The sequence below is a fragment of the Isoptericola hypogeus genome (genome assembly GCF_039531145.1).
Lineage (GTDB): Bacteria > Actinomycetota > Actinomycetes > Actinomycetales > Cellulomonadaceae > Isoptericola > Isoptericola hypogeus.
On sequence record NZ_BAAAPM010000003.1, the window covers coordinates 1,680,573 to 1,699,036 of the forward strand.

Consider the following 18,464-nt stretch of genomic DNA (forward strand, 5'->3'; position numbering starts at 1 on the left):
ACTCCGCGCCGTCAGGCGTCGACCGCGGCGGCGAGCTCCGCGTCGCTGCGCAGGATGCAGAACTCGTTGCCCTCGGGGTCGGCCAGGACGACCCACCCGCCCTTGCCGTCGGGCCTCCGGAGGTCCGCGACCTGGGTCGCGCCGAGGGCGAGCAGGCGCTCGACCTCCTCGGCCTGCGTGCGGTCCGTGGGCCGCAGGTCGAGGTGCACGCGGTTCTTGAGCTCCTTGGGCTCGGGCACCTCGATGAACAGCAGGCGCCCGTGGCTCTCGGCGGGGGCGTCGTGGGCGGGCTCGGGCACGATCATGCATTCTTCGTGCCCGGGCAGGTTGGGGTCGCCGGGGACGTCGGTGTAGCCGAGCACGTCGGCCCAGAACACGGACTGCGCGTAGGCGTCGCGGGCGTCGAACGTCGTGTGCGAGATGCGTGAGGTCATCCCGGCATCAGAGCACGACGTCGCGCCGCGCTCCAGGCGATTTCCGGGTGCCTCAGGGGACGCTCGACTGTCGCCTGAGTCTGCGGTTCCGCTGCGGGCGAGTGCCTCGTTCCTCGGCCCTCACCCTGCGCTGCACCTCCGCCTCAGACGAGCGCGGGCTCGTCGGCCGCCGGGACGGCGCGCAGGTGCCGCCCGCCGTCGTCGGCCCGCTTCCGCCGCGGGACGAGCAGGATGATCAGCGCGCCGGCGGCCGCGGCGAGGGCGCCGACGACGAAGCAGAGCGTGAACGCGCTCTGGTCCGGGATCGCGGGCGTGCCCGGCGCCAGCACGGTGGTCCGGCTGGTGAGGATCATCGCCATGACGGCGCCCGCGATCGTGGTGCCCATCGATCGCATGAGGCTGTTGAGCCCGACGCTCGCCGCGGACTCCGTGGCCGGCACGTTGTCGAGGATGAGCGTGGGCATCGCGGCGTAGCCGATCCCGACGCCCGCGGAGGCGACGCACGAGGCGAGCATCAGCTGCCACGGCGCATCCATCAGGAACACCGCGACGACGTAGCCGAGGGCCAGCACGCCCGCGCCGATCGAGAGCGTGGTGCGCCCGCCGAGGCGGGTCAGCATCCGCGAGGACAGGGGCGTGAAGAGCATCATCATGAGCCCGGCGGGGGCCATCCACAGGCCGGCCTGCAGGATCGTCTGGCCGAGCCCGTAGCCGGTGGCCTCGGGCATCTGGAGCAGCTGCGGCACGACGATGGACTGCGCCATCATGCCGAAGCCGATGAGCACGGCGGCGATGTTGGTGAACAGCACGGGCTTCTTCGCGCTGGTGCGCAGGTCGACGAGCGGCTCGCCGTGGCGCAGCTCGTACCGGCCCCACAGGAGCAGGACGACGACGCCCCCGCCGATCATCCCGAGGGTGCTGGGCTCGGCCCAGCCCCAGTCGTTGCCCTTGGAGACGCCGACCAGGACGCCCACGAGGCCGACGGCGAGCCCGAGCGCTCCGACGAGGTCGAACCTGCCGGGGTGGGAGTCGCGCACGTGCGGGATGACGACGACGGTCAGGACCGCCATGACCGCGGCGAGCGCGGCCGACACCCAGAAGAGCATGTGCCAGTCGAAGTCCTGCGCGATCCACGCCGCGAGGGGCAGGCCGAGCGCGCCGCCGACGCCGAGCGTGGCGCTGATGCCCGCGACCGCGGTGTTGCGCAGGTGCGGGGGCGCGATCTCGCGCACCATGCTGATCGCGACGGGGATGTAGCCCATCGCCATGCCCTGCAGCACCCGGCCCACGACGACGGGGCCGACGGAGTCGGACACGGCGCACAGGAGCGAGGCGAGCAGGAGCAGGACGGCGGAGGCGACCATCACCGGCTTCTTGCCGTAGAGGTCGGCGAGCCGGCCGGTGACGGGCATCGCGACCGCGCCGCCGAGGAGCGTCGCGGTGACCACCCACGAGGCGTTGCTGGCGGAGGTGTGCAGCAGCTCCGGCAGCTCGCTCTGGATCGGGATCACGAGTGACTGCATCAGCGCCGCGCACAGGCTGCTGAAGCCCAGGACGAGGATGACGGCGACGGCGCGACGGCTCGTCGTCGACCCCGTCGGGGAGGGGTTGGGTGAGGAGCTCATGGGACCTTCGATTCGTGTGTAACTTACATATCCGACTGTGTATGCTACCTACATATCGCGGGTCCGCCAACCCGCGACCCCGCACCCGTCACCCAGGAGGCCCACGATGACGTCCGCCTCGTCGTCCGCCGGTATGTCGTCCGTCAGCACCCGCAACCGCCTGCGCGAGCTCCCGGTCACCCCCGACCGGAGGCTCGCCTCGCTGCTGTACCGGCTCGACCTGCACCGGCGCCTCGCCGAGCACCGCAGCCCGCTCGGCACCGCGGACGGCCGGCTCCTGTGGCTGCTGGCGGACCGGGGGCCGAGCACGCTGCGCGAGATCTCCGACGCGCTCGGGCTGGAGCAGTCCACCGTCAACCGGCAGGTCAACGCCGCCCTCGACGCCGGGCTGCTGCGCCGGTTCACCGAGCCCGGCCGCTCGGCGCGCGTCATCGAGCCCACCGAGCAGGGGACCGCCGCGTTCGAGGACGCCACGACGACCGCCCTCGACGCCTACGGGGACGGGCTGCGGGTGCTGGGCGACGACACGGCGGAGTTCCTCGAGCAGCTGGGCCGGTTCGTCGACGCCTACGGCGAGGCGGTGCGCGGCGGGCGCCCCGACTGACGCACGCCTATCCTCGAGGCGGCCCGTCCCGACCCCGGAGGTACCGCATGACCAGGCGCGACGGGCCCACGTCCCCGAGGGGGCGCGCGTGAGCGCCGACGTCGGCGGGGTCGCGTCGGCGGCCGTCGCCACCGTCTTCTGGGGAACGTGGCTCGCGTGGTCGCTGCGTCAGGACCGGCGGCGGTTGCGCAACGGCTTCCTGCTCATGGCCGTCGTGTACACGGCGTCCGGCCTGGTGGGCGCGCTCGTGTCCCTGGTCCCCGGCGGCGTCGACGCCGTCGGGTGGATCACCCTCGCCCTGCTCGCCGCGCTGGCCCTGGCCCTGCTGGCGCTGCCGGTGTTCCTGGTGCTCAACGGCGTGACGATGGTGCGCCGGGAGCGGCGGTCGCTGGGGAACCTCCTGTCCCTCCTTGCGGGGCTCGCCATGCTGGCGGCGCCGGTCGTGGTGGCGGCGCCGGTCGCGCTGCGGCAGTCGTGGGCGTGGGGGCTGGCTGCGGCCGTGGGGCTCGCGACGGCGTGGCTCGGGTTCACGTTCCTGGGCTTCGCCGCCCAGACCCTGCTGTACCGGCGGTACGCCGCGCGCGTGCCCGCCCGTGCCGTCATCGTCCTGGGGTCGAAGGTGGTGGGCGGCCGCGTGCCGCCGCTCCTCGCGGCGCGCCTCACGACGGCGGTCGCCGCCGCGGAGCGGCTCGGCGGGCCGGGCGGCGCGGTCCCGATCGTCCCCTCCGGCGGCCAGGGCGCCGACGAGGATCGGCCCGAGGGTGTCGCCATGGCCCGGTGGCTGGAGTCCCGTGGCGTCCCGCGCGACCGCATCCTCGTCGAGGACGCCGCGCGCACCACCCGGGAGAACCTCACCTACGGCGTCGCGCTGCTGCGCGAGCGCGGTGTGGACGGTCCGTACCTCGTGGCGACGAACAACTACCACGCACCCCGGGCCGCGCTCGAGGCGATGGACCTCGGGCTCGACGTGCACGCGGTGGGCGCCCCGACCGCGGGCTACTTCTTTCCCAGCGCGTACCTGCGGGAGTTCGTCGCCGTCCTGCGCCGGCGTCGTGCCGTCCACGCCGTGGCGGCCGCGCTGATCGTCGTCGCCGCGGTCGGCACGACGGTCCTCGCCGTGCCCGGGGCGTAGGGCAGGAGCGGTCTCAGGTCTAGGTTCTCAGCATTCAAGATAACTCCGACCAAAATAGTCGGGAATGGGTTACGGTCGTCGCATGACCACCTCGTCGGCACTCCCCAGGCTCACCCCGCGACCCGCGGGTGAGTCGTGTCGCCCGGGCGCAGCCACCCGCCCGAGCAGACACGTCCTGGAGGAGCACCATGAGGATCGCCCGATCGTGGGCCGGCGACGGGAACGTCGCCTCTAGCCAGCACACCCCGCACCGCCACCCACCCCGACCCACCCGCCGCGCCACGGCCGCGGCGCCCGTCGCCGTCCTCGCCCTGATGCTGTCCGCCTGCGCGGGCGCCGGTGCGGCCACCCGGTCCGAGGACGGCAGGACCGTCCTGCGGTACCAGGGCGCCACGGGCACCGTCTCGTACCCGGAGCTCGCCGCCGACCTCGGCTACTTCGAGGACGTCGAGCTCGAGTGGCTCGGCGACGTCACCGGCGGCCCCGCCTCCATCCAGGCGGCCGTGACGGGGGAGACGGAGTTCGGCGGCGCGTTCAACGGCGCCATCGCCAAGCTGCAGTCCACCGGCGCGCCGGTCACGTCCGTCATCTCCTACTACGGGGCCGACGAGGAGACCTTCGGCGCCTTCTACACCGTGGAGGGCAGCCCGATCCGCGAGGCGCGCGACCTCGTCGGCAAGAAGGTCGGCGTCAACACCCTCGGCGCGCAGTCGGAGACCCTCCTGCAGGAGTGGCTGACGCGCGAAGGTCTGACCCCCCAGGAGCGGGAGCAGGTCGAGCTCGTCGTCGTCCCGCCCGTCAACGCGGAGCAGACGCTGCGCGAGGGCCAGGTCGACGTGGCGTCGCTCGGCGGCGTGCTCAAGGAGAAAGCGGTCGAGCGCGGCGGCCTCGAGGTGCTGGTCGCGGAGAACGAGCTCTTCGGGGCGTTCGCCTACGGCACGTACATCCTGCGCGACGACGTCATCGCGAAGAACCCCGAGGCCGTCGAGGACTTCGTGCAGGGCACCGCGCGCGCCATCCGCTGGGCGCAGACGACGCCGGTGGCCGAGGTGCGCGAGCGGTTCACCGACATCATCACCGAGCGGGACCGCGGCGAGACGACGGACCTCGTGCAGTACTGGCGGTCGTCGTCCATCCCGACGCCGGGCGGCGTGATCCAGGAGGACGAGATCTCCGTCTGGGTCGAGTGGCTGGAGGAGGACGGGCAGGTCGAGCCCGGCTCGCTCGTCGTGGACGACCTGTTCACCAACGAGTACAACCCGTACGCCGACGGCACGTACGCCCCGGACGCCGGGCCCGACGGCGAGGAGGTGGCCCCGTGACCGCTACGACGACCCTCGCCGACCTCGCCGCCCGCCCGGCCCCCGGGTCGGCGCCGGGTACGGCGCCCGGAGCGCCGTCGTCCGACGCGACGCCACGACTGCGCTTCGAGCACGTCCGCAAGGAGTTCCCCGTCCGCGGCACGCGGGACGCCCTGGTCGCGCTGGAGGACCTCACGCTCGACGTGGCGCCCGGGGAGCTCGTGACGCTCGTCGGCCCGTCGGGCTGCGGCAAGTCGACGCTGCTCGACCTGGTCGCGGGCCTCGCCACCCCCACCCGCGGGCGGATCCTGCTCGACGGGCGCCCGGTCGCCGGGCCCGGCCTCGACCGCGGCATCGTGTTCCAGCAGTACGCGCTGCTGCCGTGGCGCACCGCGCAGGGCAACGTCGAGCTGGGCCTCGAGGCGCGCCGGCTGCCGAAGCGCGAGCGGCGGCGCATCGCCCGCGAGCACCTGGAGCTGGTCGGGCTCGCCGGCTTCGCGGACCGCTACCCGCACGAGCTCTCCGGCGGTATGAAGCAGCGCGTCGCCATCGCGCGCAGCCTCGCGTTCGACCCCGAGGTGCTCCTCATGGACGAGCCGTTCGCGGCCCTCGACGCCCAGACGCGCGAGTCCCTGCAGGACGAGCTCCTGCGGATCTGGCGGGCCACCGGCAAGACGATCGTCTTCATCACGCACGGCATCGAGGAGGCCGTCTACCTGGGACAGCGCGTCGTCGTGCTCACGCCCCGACCCGGCCGGGTGCGCACGGTGATCGACGTCGACCTGCCCGGGCGCGGCACCGACCCGGGGCACGACCTGCGCGCCGACCCCGCGTTCGTCGCCCTCCGGCACCGGGTCTGGACGGCCCTGCACGACGCGGAGGAGGAGCGATGACCGCCACCGCGACCCGCCCCGTCGATCAGCCGGCGTTCGCGGACCCGCCCACGCTCGGCCGGCGCAGCGCGCTCGCCGTCGCGGGGTCGCAGGGGCGCGCGGCGGGACGACGCCTCCGCCGCGCGGGCGCGACCGTGCTGCGCGCGTCGGCCGCGCTCGTCGTCTTCCTCGCGATCTGGGAGCTGGCGCCACGGCTCGGCCTGGCCGACCCGGTGTTCCTGCCCCCGCTGAGCACGGTGCTGTCGACGTTCGGGGGGCTCCTCGCGGACGGGACGATCGGCGCGCAGGTGGGCACCAGCCTCGCCCGCGCCGCCGCCGGGTTCTCGATCGCCGTGGCGGTCGCGATCCCCGCCGGCCTCGCCATCGGCTGGTACGCCCGCGCCGCGCAGTACCTCGGCCCGTTCTTCGAGCTGTTCCGCAACACGGCGGCGCTCGCGCTGCTGCCGGTGTTCATCCTCGTGCTGGGCATCGGCGAGACGTCGAAGATCGCGATCGTCGTGTACGCGTGCTTCTTCCCGGTGCTGCTCAGCACCATCACCGGCGTGCGGACGGTCGACCCGCTCCTCGTGCGCTCCGCCCGGTCGCTCGGCCTGAGCAGCCCGGCGCTGTTCGCCAAGGTCGTGCTGCCGTCGGCCGTCCCGACGGTCTTCACCGGGATCCGGATGGCGGCCACGTCGTCGATCCTCGTGCTCGTCGCGGCCGAGATGGTCGGCGCCAAGGCCGGCCTCGGCTACTACATCACCTACACCCAGTTCAACTTCCAGATCCCGGAGATGTACGCCGGGATCGTCACCATCGCGCTCGTCGGGGTGTGCGTGAACGGCGCGCTCGTGCTCGTCGAGCGCCGCCTCACGCGCTGGCGCGCCGCCTGACGGCGTCCGCCCCCGACAACCTCCCTCACCTCCCTCGAAAGGCGGAGCCATGCCCGCGAACGCCCGCACCCTCACGCTCAACCTGTTCCTCAACCACGCCGGCCACCACGAGGCCGCCTGGCGGCACCCGTCCACGCAGCCGGACGCGCTCTTCACCCCCGACTACTACGTGCGCCTCGCCCGGCGGGCGGAGGCGGCGAAGCTCGACGCCGTGTTCTTCGCCGACGGCCCCGTGCTGCACGGCGGCGTCGAGCACAACGCGGTCGGCGGGCTCGAGCCGCTCCTCACGCTCGCGACGATCGCCGCGCACACCGAGCGCATCGGCCTGATCGCCACCGCGTCGACCACCTACTACGAGCCGTACAACCTGGCGCGGCTGTTCGCCACGCTCGACCACCTCAGCGGCGGGCGCGCGGGATGGAACGTCGTGACGACGTCGTCCGCGGCGGCGGGCGCGAACTTCGGGCTCGACGCGCACCCCGACCCGGAGGTCCGCTACGCGCGGGCCGAGGAGTTCCTCGAGGCGACGACCCGGCTCTGGGACTCCTGGGAGGCCGACGCCGTGCTGGTGGACCGCGCGGCCGGGCGGTACGCCGACCCGTCGCGCATCCACCCGGCGGCGTTCGCCGGCGAGCACCTCTCCGTCGCGGGCCCGTTCAACGCCGCACGGACGCCGCAGGGGCGGCCGGTGCTCGTGCAGGCGGGCGCGTCCAACACGGGCCGCGAGTTCGCCGCGCGGTGGGCCGAGGCGATCTTCACCGCCCACCAGCGGATCGAGGACGCCCAGGCGTTCTACGCCGACATCAAGTCCCGTGCCCTCGACCTCGGCCGTGACCCGGAGCAGGTGAAGATCCTGCCCGGGATCAGCCCGTTCCTCGGCTCCACCGAGGCGGAGGCGCGCGCCCTCGAGGAGGAGCTCAACGAGCTCTCCGTGCCCGCGTACGGGCTGCAGCAGCTCTCCGGCCAGGCGGGGGTCGACCTGTCCGGGCTCGACCTCGACGCCCCCGTCCCGCTCGAGATCTTCGCGGGCGCCGGGGACGTCACCGACAACGCGCGCTCGCGCTTCCAGGTGGTCGCCGGCATCGTGCAGCGCGAGCGGCCGACGCTCCGGCGGCTGCTGCACCGGCTCGCCGGCGCCCGCGGGCACCGCGTCGTCGCCGGCACGCCCGAGCAGGTCGCCGACACCATCGAGGACTGGTTCGTCGCGGGCGCCGCGGACGGCTTCAACGTCATGCCGCCCGCGCTGCCCGCCGGCCTCGACGCGTTCGTCGACCACGTGGTGCCGATCCTGCAGGCCCGCGGGCTGTTCCGCACCGAGTACGTCGGCACGACGCTGCGCGACCACCTCGGCCTCGACGTCCCCGAGAACCGGTACACCGCCGCGCGTGCGGCCGACGGCGCCGGACGGCCCGCGCTCGCGCAGGCCTGACGGCCGCGAACGCGCCACGACATCCGCCACGACCGAGACGAGGCGACCATGACCTTCACCGACAGCACCAGCACCAGCACCTCACCGTCCACCGACCGGCGCGACGACCTCGTCGTGCTCGTCGGCAACCCCCGACCCCGCTCGCGGACTCGCACGGCGGCCGAGGCCGTGGCCCGGCGGCTCGCCGACCGCGCCGGCCTGCGCGGCACGCCGCGCACCATCGACCTCGCGGACCTCGCCGGGCAGCTGCTCCTCGCCGAGGCGCCCGACGTCGACGCCGCCCTGCGGACGGTGGCGGCCGCGCCGTTCGCGGTCGTCGCGACGCCCGTCTACAAGGCGTCCTACACCGGCCTGCTCAAGGCGTTCCTCGACCGGTACGGCCCGCGGGGGCTCGCCGGCGTGACGGCCGTGCCGCTCGTCGTCTCCGCCAGCCCGGACCACTCCCGGGCGGGGGACGACCACCTGCGCCCGCTGCTCGTCGAGCTCGGCGCGCGCGTGCCCGACAGCTCGCTCGCGCTGCTCGAGACGCAGCTTCCGGACGTCGACGTCGTGGCGGACGCCTGGCTCGACGCCTGGTCGGACGCCTGGCCGCCGGGAGCGGCGTGGCCCGACGCGTCCTTGCCCGAGGTGCCCCTGCCCGTCGCGGGCGTGCCGGAGGCCGTGCGATGACGGCGCTCGCCGGGGCGACGCCGGCCGTCCGGGACGCCGCGCTCACCGCCGACGAGTTCCGCTCGGTGTTCCGCGGCCACCCGGCCGGGGTCGCCGTCGTCGCGCTGCGCGACGGCGGCCGCCCGGTCGGGTTCACCGCGACCTCGGTGATCTCGGTGTCCGCGGACCCGCCGCTGCTGGCGTTCTCGCTGGCGACGACGTCGTCCTCGTGGCCGGCCGTGGCGCGGGCGCGCACCGTCGCGGTGAGCTTCCTCGCCGCCGACCAGGCCGACGTGTCCGCGCGCTTCGCCACGAGCGGCATCGACCGCTTCGCCGACGGCGGGTGGAGCGCCCTCGGCTCGGGGGAGCCGGTGATCGACGGGGCCGCGGCCTGGGTTCGCGCGCGCGTCGTCGAGCGCACCGGGGTCGGGTCAAGCCACCTCGTGACGCTGCAGGCCACGGCGCACCACGTCGCGCCGGGCGCCGCGCCGCTCGTCTTCCACGACCGCGGCTACCACCGGCTGGGCGACGCCACCCGGGTGTGAGGTACGGCCGCCTCAGCCTGCCAGGAAGTCTCCGACGAGTGGCGTGGCCGCCGCCTCGCCCTCGTGGAAGTACGCGTGCCGGAGCCCGGGCAGCAGCTCGACCCGCGCGCCCGGGATCCGGTCCGCGAGGAGTCGCGCGTTGACCGCCGGGGCGAACACGTCGTCCGCGCCGTGCAGCAGGAGGGTGGGCGCGCCGACCTCGGGCAGGCGGTCCCAGGAGTCGTGCCGGTCGCTGGCTCGCAGGTGGTCACGTCGTGCCTGCGCGCTCATCGCCGCGTCGCCCTCCACGGGCGTGGCGCCCGGGTGCGCGGCGAGCCACGCGGGCGTGTACATGAGCTCGAGCAGGGTGCGCCGGGCGGCCCGCCGGTCGGGCTGCGCCAGGGCGAGGCGGACGTCCCGCGAGCGCTCCACGGCGTGCTCGCCGCCCGGCGTCGTGCAGCCGAGCACGAGCCGGCGCAGCCGGTGCGGGTGGTCGATCGCGACCCACTGTGCGACCCGGCCGCCCATCGACGTGCCGTAGACGTCGGCGCGGTCGACGCCGAGGTGGTCGAGGACGGCAGCGACGTCGCCGGCGAGACGGCGGGTGGTCATCGTGCTGTCGGTGGGGCCCGAGGCGCCCGTGCCGCGCCAGTCGAGGGTGATCGTCCGGCGCCCGGCGCCGAGCCCGGCGCGCACCGGGTCCCACCAGCGGTGCGAGTTCGCCTGCCCCGCGAGCAGCACGAGCGGCGGGCCGTCGCCCCGGTCCTGGAACGCGATCGGCGTGCCGTCCTCGGCGGGCGCGTGGGGCACGGTTCCTCCTGTCATCCTGAGGGCTCGCGCCCTCAGGCGGCCGGCGCCCCGACGCCTTCGGGGACGCCGCCGGGCCGGTTGACCGAACGGGCGAGGAAGAGCGCGACGACGCCGAGCGCGATGAAGAGCAGGTTCGCGGGCCCGGCGAGGACGAGCAGCGGGCTCTGCCCCGCGGCGTCGGCGACCTCGTCGATGCCCCCGGTCCCGAGGAAGAGCAGCGGGTCGAAGAGGCCGTGGAGGAGGACCGGCCAGACCAGGTTCCGGGTGACCCGCAGCGTGAGGTACATCGCGACCCCGAAGCCGAACGTGTAGACGACGGTGAGCGCCACCGTGCCGAGCGGCATCCCCGAGAGGGCGTTCGCCGAGTGCAGCAGCGCGAAGACGAGCGACGACATCACCATGACGACCCACTCGGTCGCGCCCCCGCGGCGCAGCACCGTCACGACCACCCCGCGGCACAGCACCTCCTCGACGAAGCCCACGAGCAGCCCGGACGCGAGCGTCACGGCGACGACGCCGGGCGCGTAGGCGCCGTAGTCGACCCCGAGCACCCGCAGCACGACCGGCGCCAGCACGAGCACCGGCGCGACCCACATCCAGCGGGGCGCGGGCAGCGTCTGGCGGGCGAACAGCACCCCGAACCACCGGAGCGAGGCGACGAACGCCACGAGCACGACGGCGCCGACGAGCAGCGGCGCGGCGAGCCCGACGGCGACGCTCGCCGGCGTCGCGAAGAGGTCCTCGGGGTCGACCAGGTCGCCGAACCACGTCCCGACGAGGAGCCCGCCCAGCAGGTACAGGGCGAGGTAGCAGGCGGCGGCGAGGACCGCCCGCCAGAGGCCGCCGCGCTCCCAGAACGCCCGCCACCGGGGGAGGCCCGTGCCCGGCGTCGTCGTGCCCGGAGTCGTCGTGCCCGGGCTCATCGCGCGCGGCCGGGGATCAGGACGTCGTCCGCGAAGCAGAACGCCCAGTGCTCGCCGGGCTCGATCGACTGCATCAGGGGGTGACCGGTGGCCCGGAAGTGCGCGGAGGCGTGCCGGGCGGGCGAGGAGTCGCAGCAGCCCACGTGCCCGCAGGTCAGGCAGGAGCGCAGGTGCACCCAGGTGCCGCCGGCCGCGACGCACTCGGGGCACCGGCCGAGCGTCTCGGGCTCGACCGGCACGATCTGCTCCACGTGCGCGCACTCGCTGGTCATTGGTCACGTCCTCACGTCGGCCGGCGTCGTCCGCGGCCGAGCCTAGGCATCCCCCGCGCGGGGCGCCCGACGAGGCGTGCGCGCCTACCCTGGCCGCATGCCCGATCGCCCCGACGACCGGCCCGTCATCCTGCTCGTCGCCGCCGCGCACGCGGACGCCGTCGAGCGGGAGTTCCGCGCGCGCTACGACCGCGACTACCGGATCGAGCCGGTCACGACGGCCCGCGCGGCGCTCGACGTCGCCCGCGACCTGGTCGCCGCCCGCACCCCGATCGCGATGGTCGCGGCCGAGCGGCGGCTCCCCGACGGCGGTGCGGTCGAACTGCTGCACCAGGTGCCGGCCGTCGTGTCGACGGCGCGACGGGTCGCGCTGGTCGCGGGCGACGAGTACGCCGACGCCCTGGACGAGATGCGCGCCGCCCTGCTGCGCCGCGACTTCGACACGTTCGTCGGCATCCCGCGCGGCGCGCGCGACGAGGAGTTCCACACCGCGCTCACGGAGCTGCTGTCCGAGTGGGGCTGGTCGGTCGCGCGGCCCACGGTGACCGCGACCGACGTCGTCGCGCACCCCGGCGACCGCGGGGCCGCCGCGGTGCGCGACCTGCTGGACCGGCTCGGCATCCCGAACCGCACGCTCGACCCGGGCGCCGACGAGGCCCGCGCCGTCCTCGAGTCCGCCGGCCCGGGGGCCGCGCTGCCCGTGGTGCGCGCGTTCAACGGCCGGGTCCTGGCCGGCGCGACGCCGAGCGCCGTCGCCGAGGCGATGTACGGCGGCTTCGACTCGATCCCGGACGGCGAGATCGCCGACGTCGTCATCGTCGGCGCCGGCCCGGCGGGCCTCGCGGCCGCGGTCTACGCCGCGTCGGAGGGCCTGTCGACGGTCGTGCTGGAGCGCGACGCGATCGGCGGCCAGGCGGGGTCCAGCTCGATGATCCGCAACTACCTCGGGTTCCCGCGCGGCATCTCCGGGATGCGGCTCGCGCAACGCTCCCGGGTGCAGGCGGGCCGCTTCGGCGCCCGCTTCTACACCGGCCGCCCCGCGACGGCGATCGAGCCCGGCCCGGCGCACGAGCCGGAGCACCACCACGTGCACGTCGACGGCGCGCAGATGTGCGCGCGCACCGTCGTCCTCGCCACCGGGGTCACCTACCGACGCCTCGACGTGCCCGGCCTCGACGACCTGGTCGGCGCGGGCGTGCACTACGGCGCGGCGACGTCGATGGCCCGCGAGATGGCGGACCGGGACGTGTACGTGGTCGGTGGCGGCAACTCCGCGGGCCAGGCGGCGGTGCACCTGGCGAAGTTCGCCGGGTCGGTGACCATGCTGGTGCGCCGGGAGAGCCTCGCCGAGACGATGTCCGACTACCTCGTCCGCGAGATCGCCGCGACCCCGACCATCACCGTCCGCACCGGGACGGCCGTGGCCGACGGCGGCGGCGACGGGCGCCTGCAGTGGCTGGTCCTGCGGGAGGTCGGCACCGGCGAGCTGACGAAGGCCCACGCCGACGGGCTCTTCTGCCTGCTCGGCGCGGAGCCCGACTGCGGCTGGCTGCCCGGCGGCCTCGCCCTCGACGGCGACGGCTTCGTGCTCACCGGCCGCGACGTGCCGCGCGATGCCTGGACCGGCGGCCGCCCGCCGGCCAGCCTCGAGACGACGCTGCGCGGCGTCTTCGCCGTCGGCGACGTGCGGGCCGGGTCCATGAAGCGCGTCGCCTCCGCAAGCGGCGAGGGCGCGTCCGTGCTGCCGCTGGTGCATGCGCACCTCGCCTGGCTGCGCGAGCAGGAGTACCGCGAAGGGGGCCCGTCATGACCAGCACGTCGGAGCCGCGTCGGTTCGAGCGCAGCCGGGGACGCCGCGTGGGGGACGCCGTCATCAGCGTGTTCGTCCGCGCCCATCTCGTGCCCCGGACGTATCTGCTGACCACGAGGGGCCGCCGGTCCGGGCGGCCGCGCACCAACCCGGCGACCCTCGTCGAGCACGACGGCCGGCGCTGGCTGGTGGCGCCCTACGGCGTCGTGGCATGGGTGCACAACGTCCGCGCCGACCCGCGGGTGGTGCTGCGCCGCGCGTTCGACCGGCACGTGTGCACGGTGCGGGAGGCGTCGGCCCTCGAGGCGGGGCCGGTGCTGCAGAAGTACGTCCGCGGGTCCCGGCCGACCCGGCCCTACTTCGTCGCGTCGCTGGACGCCCCGGTGGAGGAGTTCGTCGCCGAGGCGGACCGCCACCCGGTGTTCGAGCTCGTGAGCTGGGCGTAGCTCACGACCTCCGGCGCCGCGCCGGGTCGGCCTCCTCGACGCGCTCGCGGGCCTCGAGCGCCGCGATGAGCGTGCGCGCGTCGTGCGGGCCCCGGTGCCGGACGCCGTCGAGGAAGAACGTGGGCGTGCCGCGGGCGCCGGACGCCGCGGCGCTCGCGGCGTCGTCGGCCACGCGCTCGTGCAGTGCCACGTCGGCCAGGTCGGCGTCGAAGCGTTCCAGGTCGAGGCCGATCTCGGCGGCGTGCTCGCGCAGGTCGTCCGGCTCGAGCCGGGATTGGTGGCTGAAGAGCTGGTCGTGCATCTCCCAGAACCGGCCCTGCCGGTGCGCGGCCTCGGCCGCGACGGCGGCGAGGTGCGCCTCCGGGTGCACGTCGTCCAGCGGCAGGTGCCGCACGACGTACCGGACCCGGTCCCCGAAGTGCTCGTGCAGCTCGGCGCCCATCCCGGTGGCGCGGGCGCAGAACGGGCACTGGAAGTCGAGGTACTCGACGACGGTGTGCGCGGCGTCGGGCTCTCCCTTGACGTGGTCGCGCTCGGGGTCGACGGCGGGGGTGAGCGTGGTCGGCAGGTCGGCGCTCGTCTCGCCGTACCGCACCCGCGCGACGGTGAAGATCGCCCAGCCCAGCAGCGACGCGACCGCCATCGCGATCAGCACGCCGACGGTCGCGGCCTGCGCCGCCGCGGTGTCGTCGAACGCGAGGTCCACGACAAGCAGCGACACCGTGAACCCGATGCCGGACAGCGCGGCGCCGCCCACGACGCTGCCGGGGCCCACGCCGTCGGGCAGCGCGCCGAGGCGTGCCCGCAGCGCTGCCCAGGTGCCGAGGCTGATCCCGACGACCTTGCCCACGACGAGGCCCGCGACCACGCCCCACGTGATCACCGACCCGAGGGCGTCGCCGAGGGCGCCCCCGCGCAGGTCGATCCCGGCGTTGGCCAGCGCGAACACGGGCACGACGACGAGCGAGACCGGGCCGCGCAGCACCTCGTGCAGGCGGTGGTTCACGGAGATCGACCGGGCCAGGCCGGCCTGCACGTTCCGGGCGACGCTCGCGTCGGGCGACTGCCAGTACGCGCGGAACAGGCTCTTGGCGTGCAGCACGTCCGAGCGCTGCGTCGCGGCGGCGGGCACCAGCAGGCCCGCGAGCATGCCGGCGATCGACGGGTGCACGCCCGCCTGCACCGTCGCCCCCCACAGCACCACGACCACGACGACGTAGGGCGCGCTGCGCCACTCGCGCATCCGCCCCAGCAGCCACAGCACCCCGAGGCACGCGGCGGCCACCAGCAGGGGCCCGACGCGCACGTCCTCGGAGTAGACGACGCCGATGATCCCCACCGCGAGGAAGTCGTCCACCACCGACAGGGTGAGCAGGAAGACCCGCAGCTGGCTCGACATCGCGGGGCCCACCAGCGCGAGGATTCCCAGCAGGAACGCCGTGTCGGTGCCGACGACGACGCCCCAGCCGTGCGGCGCGTCGCCGCCCGCGACCGCGAGGAAGACCAAGGCCGGCACGACGACGCCCAGCGTGCCCGCCACGACCGGGATCAGCCGCTGGCTGCGCTGCCGGAGCGACCCGATCGCGAGCTCCTGGCGCACCTCGAGCCCGACGACGAAGAAGAACAGCACCATGAGCCCGTCGTTGACCCAGTGGTGCAGGTCCATGTCGAAGCGCAGGTCGCCCACGTCGATGCTGACGGGCGTCTCCCACAGGTGCGTGTACGCGGCCGACAGCGGCGAGTTCGCCCACACGAGCGCGAGCACCGTGACGCCCAGGAGCAGCAGCGCGGCGCCCGACTCGGTGCGCAGGCGCTCCCGCAACGACAGTCCAGGCATGCGTGTCCCCCAGTCCGTCGGTGGTGTGCGAGGAGCCTACGTCGGCGCGCGCGAGCGGGCGATCGGCGGTGAGATGGGGCGCATGGGATCAGCGCCGGACGCCTCGGTCGAGTCGACTGCTGGGCCGGGCGCCGGCGGCGCCCCCGCGCCGTGGTCCCTGGCGCCCGACGCGGTGCTCGCCGCCCTGCGGGCGGACGCGGGCGGGCTCGGCTCCGCCGACGCCGCGACGCGCCTGGCGGAGGTCGGCGCCAACCGGCTGCCGCCGCCCGAGCGGGACCCGCTGTGGAAGCGGGTCCTCGTGCACTTCGACGACATCCTGATCTACATCCTGCTCGTCTCGGCGGTGCTCAAGGCGATCCTCGGCGACTGGGTCGACTTCACCGTGATCCTCGCCGTGGCGGTCATCAACGCGGCGATCGGCTTCATCCAGGAGGGCCGCGCCGAGAGCGCGCTGGACGGCATCCGGCAGATGCTGTCCGTGCACGCCGAGACGCGGCGCGACGGGGCCTGGGCGAAGGTCGACGCCGACGACGTCGTGCCGGGCGACGTCGTCCGCGTGCGCTCGGGCGACAAGGTGCCCGCCGACGTGCGGCTGCTGCAGGCGACCAACCTGCGGGTCGAGGAGTCGGCCCTCACGGGGGAGTCGGTCGCAGCGGCGAAGAGCGTCGACGCGGTCGCCGCCGACGCGGGCGTGGGGGACCGCACGAGCATGCTCTTCTCGGGCACCCTCGTGGCGGCCGGGCAGGGGGTCGGCGTCGTCACCGCGACCGGCGAGGCCACCGAGATCGGCCGCATCCAGACGATGATCTCCGAGGTCACGAGCCTCGAGACGCCGCTGACGCGCCAGCTCGACAGGTTCGGCAAGGCGCTCGCCGTCCTCATCCTGGGGATGGCCGTGGTGATGGTGCTGGTCGGGCGCCTCGTGCACGACTTCTCGGTGGCCGAGCTCGTGTCGGCGTCCATCGGGTTCGCCGTCGCGGCCGTCCCGGAGGGCCTCCCGGCGCTGGTGACGATCACCCTCGCGCTCGGCGTGCAGCAGATGGCGCGCCGCCGGGCCATCACCCGCAAGCTGCCCGCCGTCGAGACGCTCGGCTCCGTGACGACCGTCTGCTCGGACAAGACCGGCACGCTGACGAAGAACGAGATGACCGCGCGCTCCGTGCGCACCGGGGCCCGCGAGTTCGCCGTCTCCGGCGTCGGTTACGCGCCGGACGGCGAGGTCGCGCTCGTCGGGCCCGACGGCGGGCGGGGCCGGCACGCCGACCTCACCGAGGACCCCGACCTGGCCGCCGTCGCCACCGTGATGATGCTGTGCAACGACGCGCGGATCGTGGTGGGCGGCTCGGACGACGGCGGTGCGGGCGGGTGGCGGCTCGTCGGTGAGCCCACGGAGGGCGCGGTGCGCACGCTCGGGATGAAGGCGGGCGTGGACCCGGTCGGCTGGTCGCGGGTCGCCGTCGTGCCGTTCGAGTCCGAGAACAAGTTCATGGCCACCCAGGACCGCGACCCGGACGGCGGCCTGCACGTGCACCTCAAGGGCGCGCCCGACCGGGTTCTGGACCGGTGCGCCACGCAGACGTCGCCGGCGGGGGCAAGCGAGCCGCTGGACCGCGCGTTCTGGGAGCGGCAGATCGACGCGCTCGGCGGCCAGGGGCTGCGGGTCCTGGCGGCGGCCCGCCGCAGCGCCCCCACCGACCCGGCGGCCGAGCTCGTCGAGACCCTCACCGACCTCGAGCTGTGCGGGCTGGTCGGCATCGTCGACCCGCCGCGCCCCGAGGCGGTCGACGCCATCGCGCAGTGCCGCGACGCCGGCATCCGCGTCAAGATGATCACCGGCGACCACGCGGGCACCGCCGTCGCCATCGGGCGCGAGATGGGGATCGTCGGCGCGGCGGCGGGCGGCCGGGACGCCGGCGCGGACGCACCCGCCGTCCTCACCGGCCCGGAGCTGGAGGCGATGACCACCGAGGAGCTGCGGGCCGTCGTGCGCGACGTCGACGTGTACGCGCGCACCAGCCCGGAGCACAAGATCCGCATCGTGTCGGCGCTGCAGGCGCACGGCGAGGTGGTCGCGATGACGGGCGACGGCGTCAACGACGCCCCCGCGCTCACGCAGGCCGACGTCGGCGTCGCGATGGGCATCAAGGGGACGGAGGCCACCAAGGAGGCGGCCGAGGTGGTGCTCGCCGACGACAACTTCGCCACCATCGAGCGGGCGGTCGAGGAGGGACGGCGGATCTACGACAACATCCGCAAGTCCGTGCTCTTCCTGCTGCCGACCAACGGCGCGCAGTCGCTGGTCATCCTCGTGGCGGTGCTGTTCGGGCTGACGCTGCCGCTCGCGCCGGTGCAGGTGCTGTGGATCAACATGATCACCGCGGTGACCCTCTCGTTGGGGCTCGCGTACGAGCGTGCCGAGCCCGACGTGATGCGGCGGCCCCCGCGCGACCCGGGGGCCTCGATCCTGGACGCGGTGTTCGTGCGTCGCATCCTGGTCGTGTCGCTGCTCATCGGCGGCGCGACGATGCTCGTGTTCTACGCCGAGCGGGCGCAGGACACGCCGCTGGCCGAGGCGCAGACGACGGCCGTCACGATGCTCGCGCTGGGGCAGCTCGCGTACCTGTTCAACTGCCGGTTCCTGGACCGCTCCAGCGTCACCCTCGACGTGCTGCGCGGGAACCGCGTCATCTGGATCTCCGCCGGCGCGCTGATCGCGCTGCAGTGCGTGTTCGTCTACGCGCCGTTCATGCACGACTGGTTCGACGCGGCGCCCATCGGCCTCGAGGAGTGGGGCAAGACGCTGGGGCTGTCGGTCGTGGTGTTCGTCCTCGTCGAGGGAGTCAAGTGGTGGGGGGCCCGCCGACACTGATCGGCACCCGACGCGCACACCGTCGGGTCCCGTGC

17 protein-coding genes are annotated in these 18,464 nt (G+C 74.7%); 11 read left to right on the forward strand and 6 right to left on the reverse strand.

Going from position 1 to position 18,464, the window contains the following annotated elements:
• Nucleotides 1-11: 11 nt before the first annotated feature.
• Together ABD254_RS09895 and ABD254_RS09900 are read right to left on the reverse strand one after the other, a co-directional pair.
• Nucleotides 12-434, reverse strand: coding sequence for a VOC family protein (locus ABD254_RS09895; protein WP_344248036.1), 423 nt, complete (start codon nt 432-434; stop codon nt 12-14).
• A 143-nt stretch (nt 435-577) separates the two neighbouring features.
• Nucleotides 578-2,059 (reverse strand): MFS transporter, encoded by a 1,482-nt coding sequence (locus ABD254_RS09900; RefSeq protein WP_344248038.1) that lies wholly within the window; start codon nt 2,057-2,059, stop codon nt 578-580.
• Between the two features lie 106 nt (nt 2,060-2,165).
• On the opposite strand from ABD254_RS09900, the gene ABD254_RS09905 reads away from it, so the two are divergent.
• The 8 genes from ABD254_RS09905 (at nt 2,166) to ABD254_RS09940 (ending at nt 9,483) form a co-directional block, all read left to right on the forward strand.
• On the forward strand, nt 2,166-2,663 hold the full coding sequence (locus tag ABD254_RS09905; RefSeq protein ID WP_344248040.1) for a MarR family winged helix-turn-helix transcriptional regulator: 498 nt from the start codon (nt 2,166-2,168) through the stop codon (nt 2,661-2,663).
• Between the two features lie 88 nt (nt 2,664-2,751).
• Nucleotides 2,752-3,795, forward strand: coding sequence for a YdcF family protein (locus tag ABD254_RS09910; protein ID WP_344248042.1), 1,044 nt, complete (start codon nt 2,752-2,754; stop codon nt 3,793-3,795).
• 188 nt (nt 3,796-3,983) lie between these two features.
• Nucleotides 3,984-5,117, forward strand: a complete 1,134-nt coding sequence (locus ABD254_RS09915) for an ABC transporter substrate-binding protein (RefSeq protein WP_344248044.1) — start codon at nt 3,984-3,986, stop codon at nt 5,115-5,117.
• Between the two features lie 98 nt (nt 5,118-5,215).
• Nucleotides 5,216-5,989, forward strand: coding sequence for an ABC transporter ATP-binding protein (locus ABD254_RS09920; protein WP_344248535.1), 774 nt, complete (start codon nt 5,216-5,218; stop codon nt 5,987-5,989).
• Nucleotides 5,986-6,861, forward strand: a complete 876-nt coding sequence (locus ABD254_RS09925; protein WP_344248046.1) for an ABC transporter permease — start codon at nt 5,986-5,988, stop codon at nt 6,859-6,861. Before ABD254_RS09920 ends, ABD254_RS09925 begins: the two co-directional genes overlap by 4 nt.
• 49 nt (nt 6,862-6,910) lie before the next feature.
• Nucleotides 6,911-8,290: an LLM class flavin-dependent oxidoreductase gene (locus ABD254_RS09930; protein WP_344248048.1), complete on the forward strand. Its 1,380-nt coding sequence runs from the start codon at nt 6,911-6,913 to the stop codon at nt 8,288-8,290.
• 48 nt (nt 8,291-8,338) lie between these two features.
• Complete coding sequence (locus ABD254_RS09935) at nt 8,339-8,959, forward strand: NADPH-dependent FMN reductase (protein WP_344248050.1); 621 nt, start codon at nt 8,339-8,341, stop codon at nt 8,957-8,959.
• Complete coding sequence (locus tag ABD254_RS09940) at nt 8,956-9,483, forward strand: flavin reductase family protein (protein WP_344248052.1); 528 nt, start codon at nt 8,956-8,958, stop codon at nt 9,481-9,483. Before ABD254_RS09935 ends, ABD254_RS09940 begins: the two co-directional genes overlap by 4 nt.
• Before the next feature lie 12 nt (nt 9,484-9,495).
• On the opposite strand, the gene ABD254_RS09945 is transcribed toward ABD254_RS09940, so the two are convergent.
• Genes ABD254_RS09945 through ABD254_RS09955 form a run of 3 tightly spaced genes read right to left on the reverse strand, consistent with a single transcriptional unit; the run spans nt 9,496 to nt 11,467 of the window.
• Nucleotides 9,496-10,272, reverse strand: coding sequence for an alpha/beta fold hydrolase (locus ABD254_RS09945; RefSeq protein WP_344248054.1), 777 nt, complete (start codon nt 10,270-10,272; stop codon nt 9,496-9,498).
• 32 nt (nt 10,273-10,304) lie between these two features.
• Nucleotides 10,305-11,195 (reverse strand): CPBP family intramembrane glutamic endopeptidase, encoded by an 891-nt coding sequence (locus ABD254_RS09950; protein ID WP_344248056.1) that lies wholly within the window; start codon nt 11,193-11,195, stop codon nt 10,305-10,307.
• Complete coding sequence (locus ABD254_RS09955) at nt 11,192-11,467, reverse strand: UBP-type zinc finger domain-containing protein (RefSeq protein ID WP_344248058.1); 276 nt, start codon at nt 11,465-11,467, stop codon at nt 11,192-11,194. The genes ABD254_RS09950 and ABD254_RS09955 overlap by 4 nt, the downstream gene beginning before the upstream one ends.
• A gap of 97 nt (nt 11,468-11,564) precedes the next feature.
• Between ABD254_RS09955 and ABD254_RS09960 the strand changes: the two genes are divergently transcribed.
• Both ABD254_RS09960 and ABD254_RS09965 read left to right on the forward strand, forming a co-directional pair.
• Complete coding sequence (locus tag ABD254_RS09960) at nt 11,565-13,277, forward strand: NAD(P)/FAD-dependent oxidoreductase (protein WP_344248060.1); 1,713 nt, start codon at nt 11,565-11,567, stop codon at nt 13,275-13,277.
• Nucleotides 13,274-13,723 carry a nitroreductase family deazaflavin-dependent oxidoreductase gene (locus ABD254_RS09965; protein ID WP_344248062.1) on the forward strand — a complete coding sequence of 150 codons (450 nt, stop codon included), beginning with the start codon at nt 13,274-13,276 and terminating at the stop codon, nt 13,721-13,723. The genes ABD254_RS09960 and ABD254_RS09965 overlap by 4 nt, the downstream gene beginning before the upstream one ends.
• 1 nt (nt 13,724) lies before the next feature.
• Here the strand turns inward: ABD254_RS09965 and nhaA are convergent, their stop codons facing one another.
• The gene (gene nhaA, locus ABD254_RS09970; RefSeq protein ID WP_344248064.1) at nt 13,725-15,560 is read right to left on the reverse strand and encodes a Na+/H+ antiporter NhaA; all 1,836 of its coding nucleotides are present in this window, start codon (nt 15,558-15,560) and stop codon (nt 13,725-13,727) included.
• Nucleotides 15,561-15,642: 82 nt separating this feature from the next.
• Between nhaA and ABD254_RS09975 the strand changes: the two genes are divergently transcribed.
• A complete protein-coding gene (locus tag ABD254_RS09975; RefSeq protein ID WP_344248066.1) occupies nt 15,643-18,429 on the forward strand; it encodes a cation-translocating P-type ATPase in 2,787 nt (928 codons plus the stop codon).
• Nucleotides 18,430-18,464 lie beyond the last annotated feature (35 nt).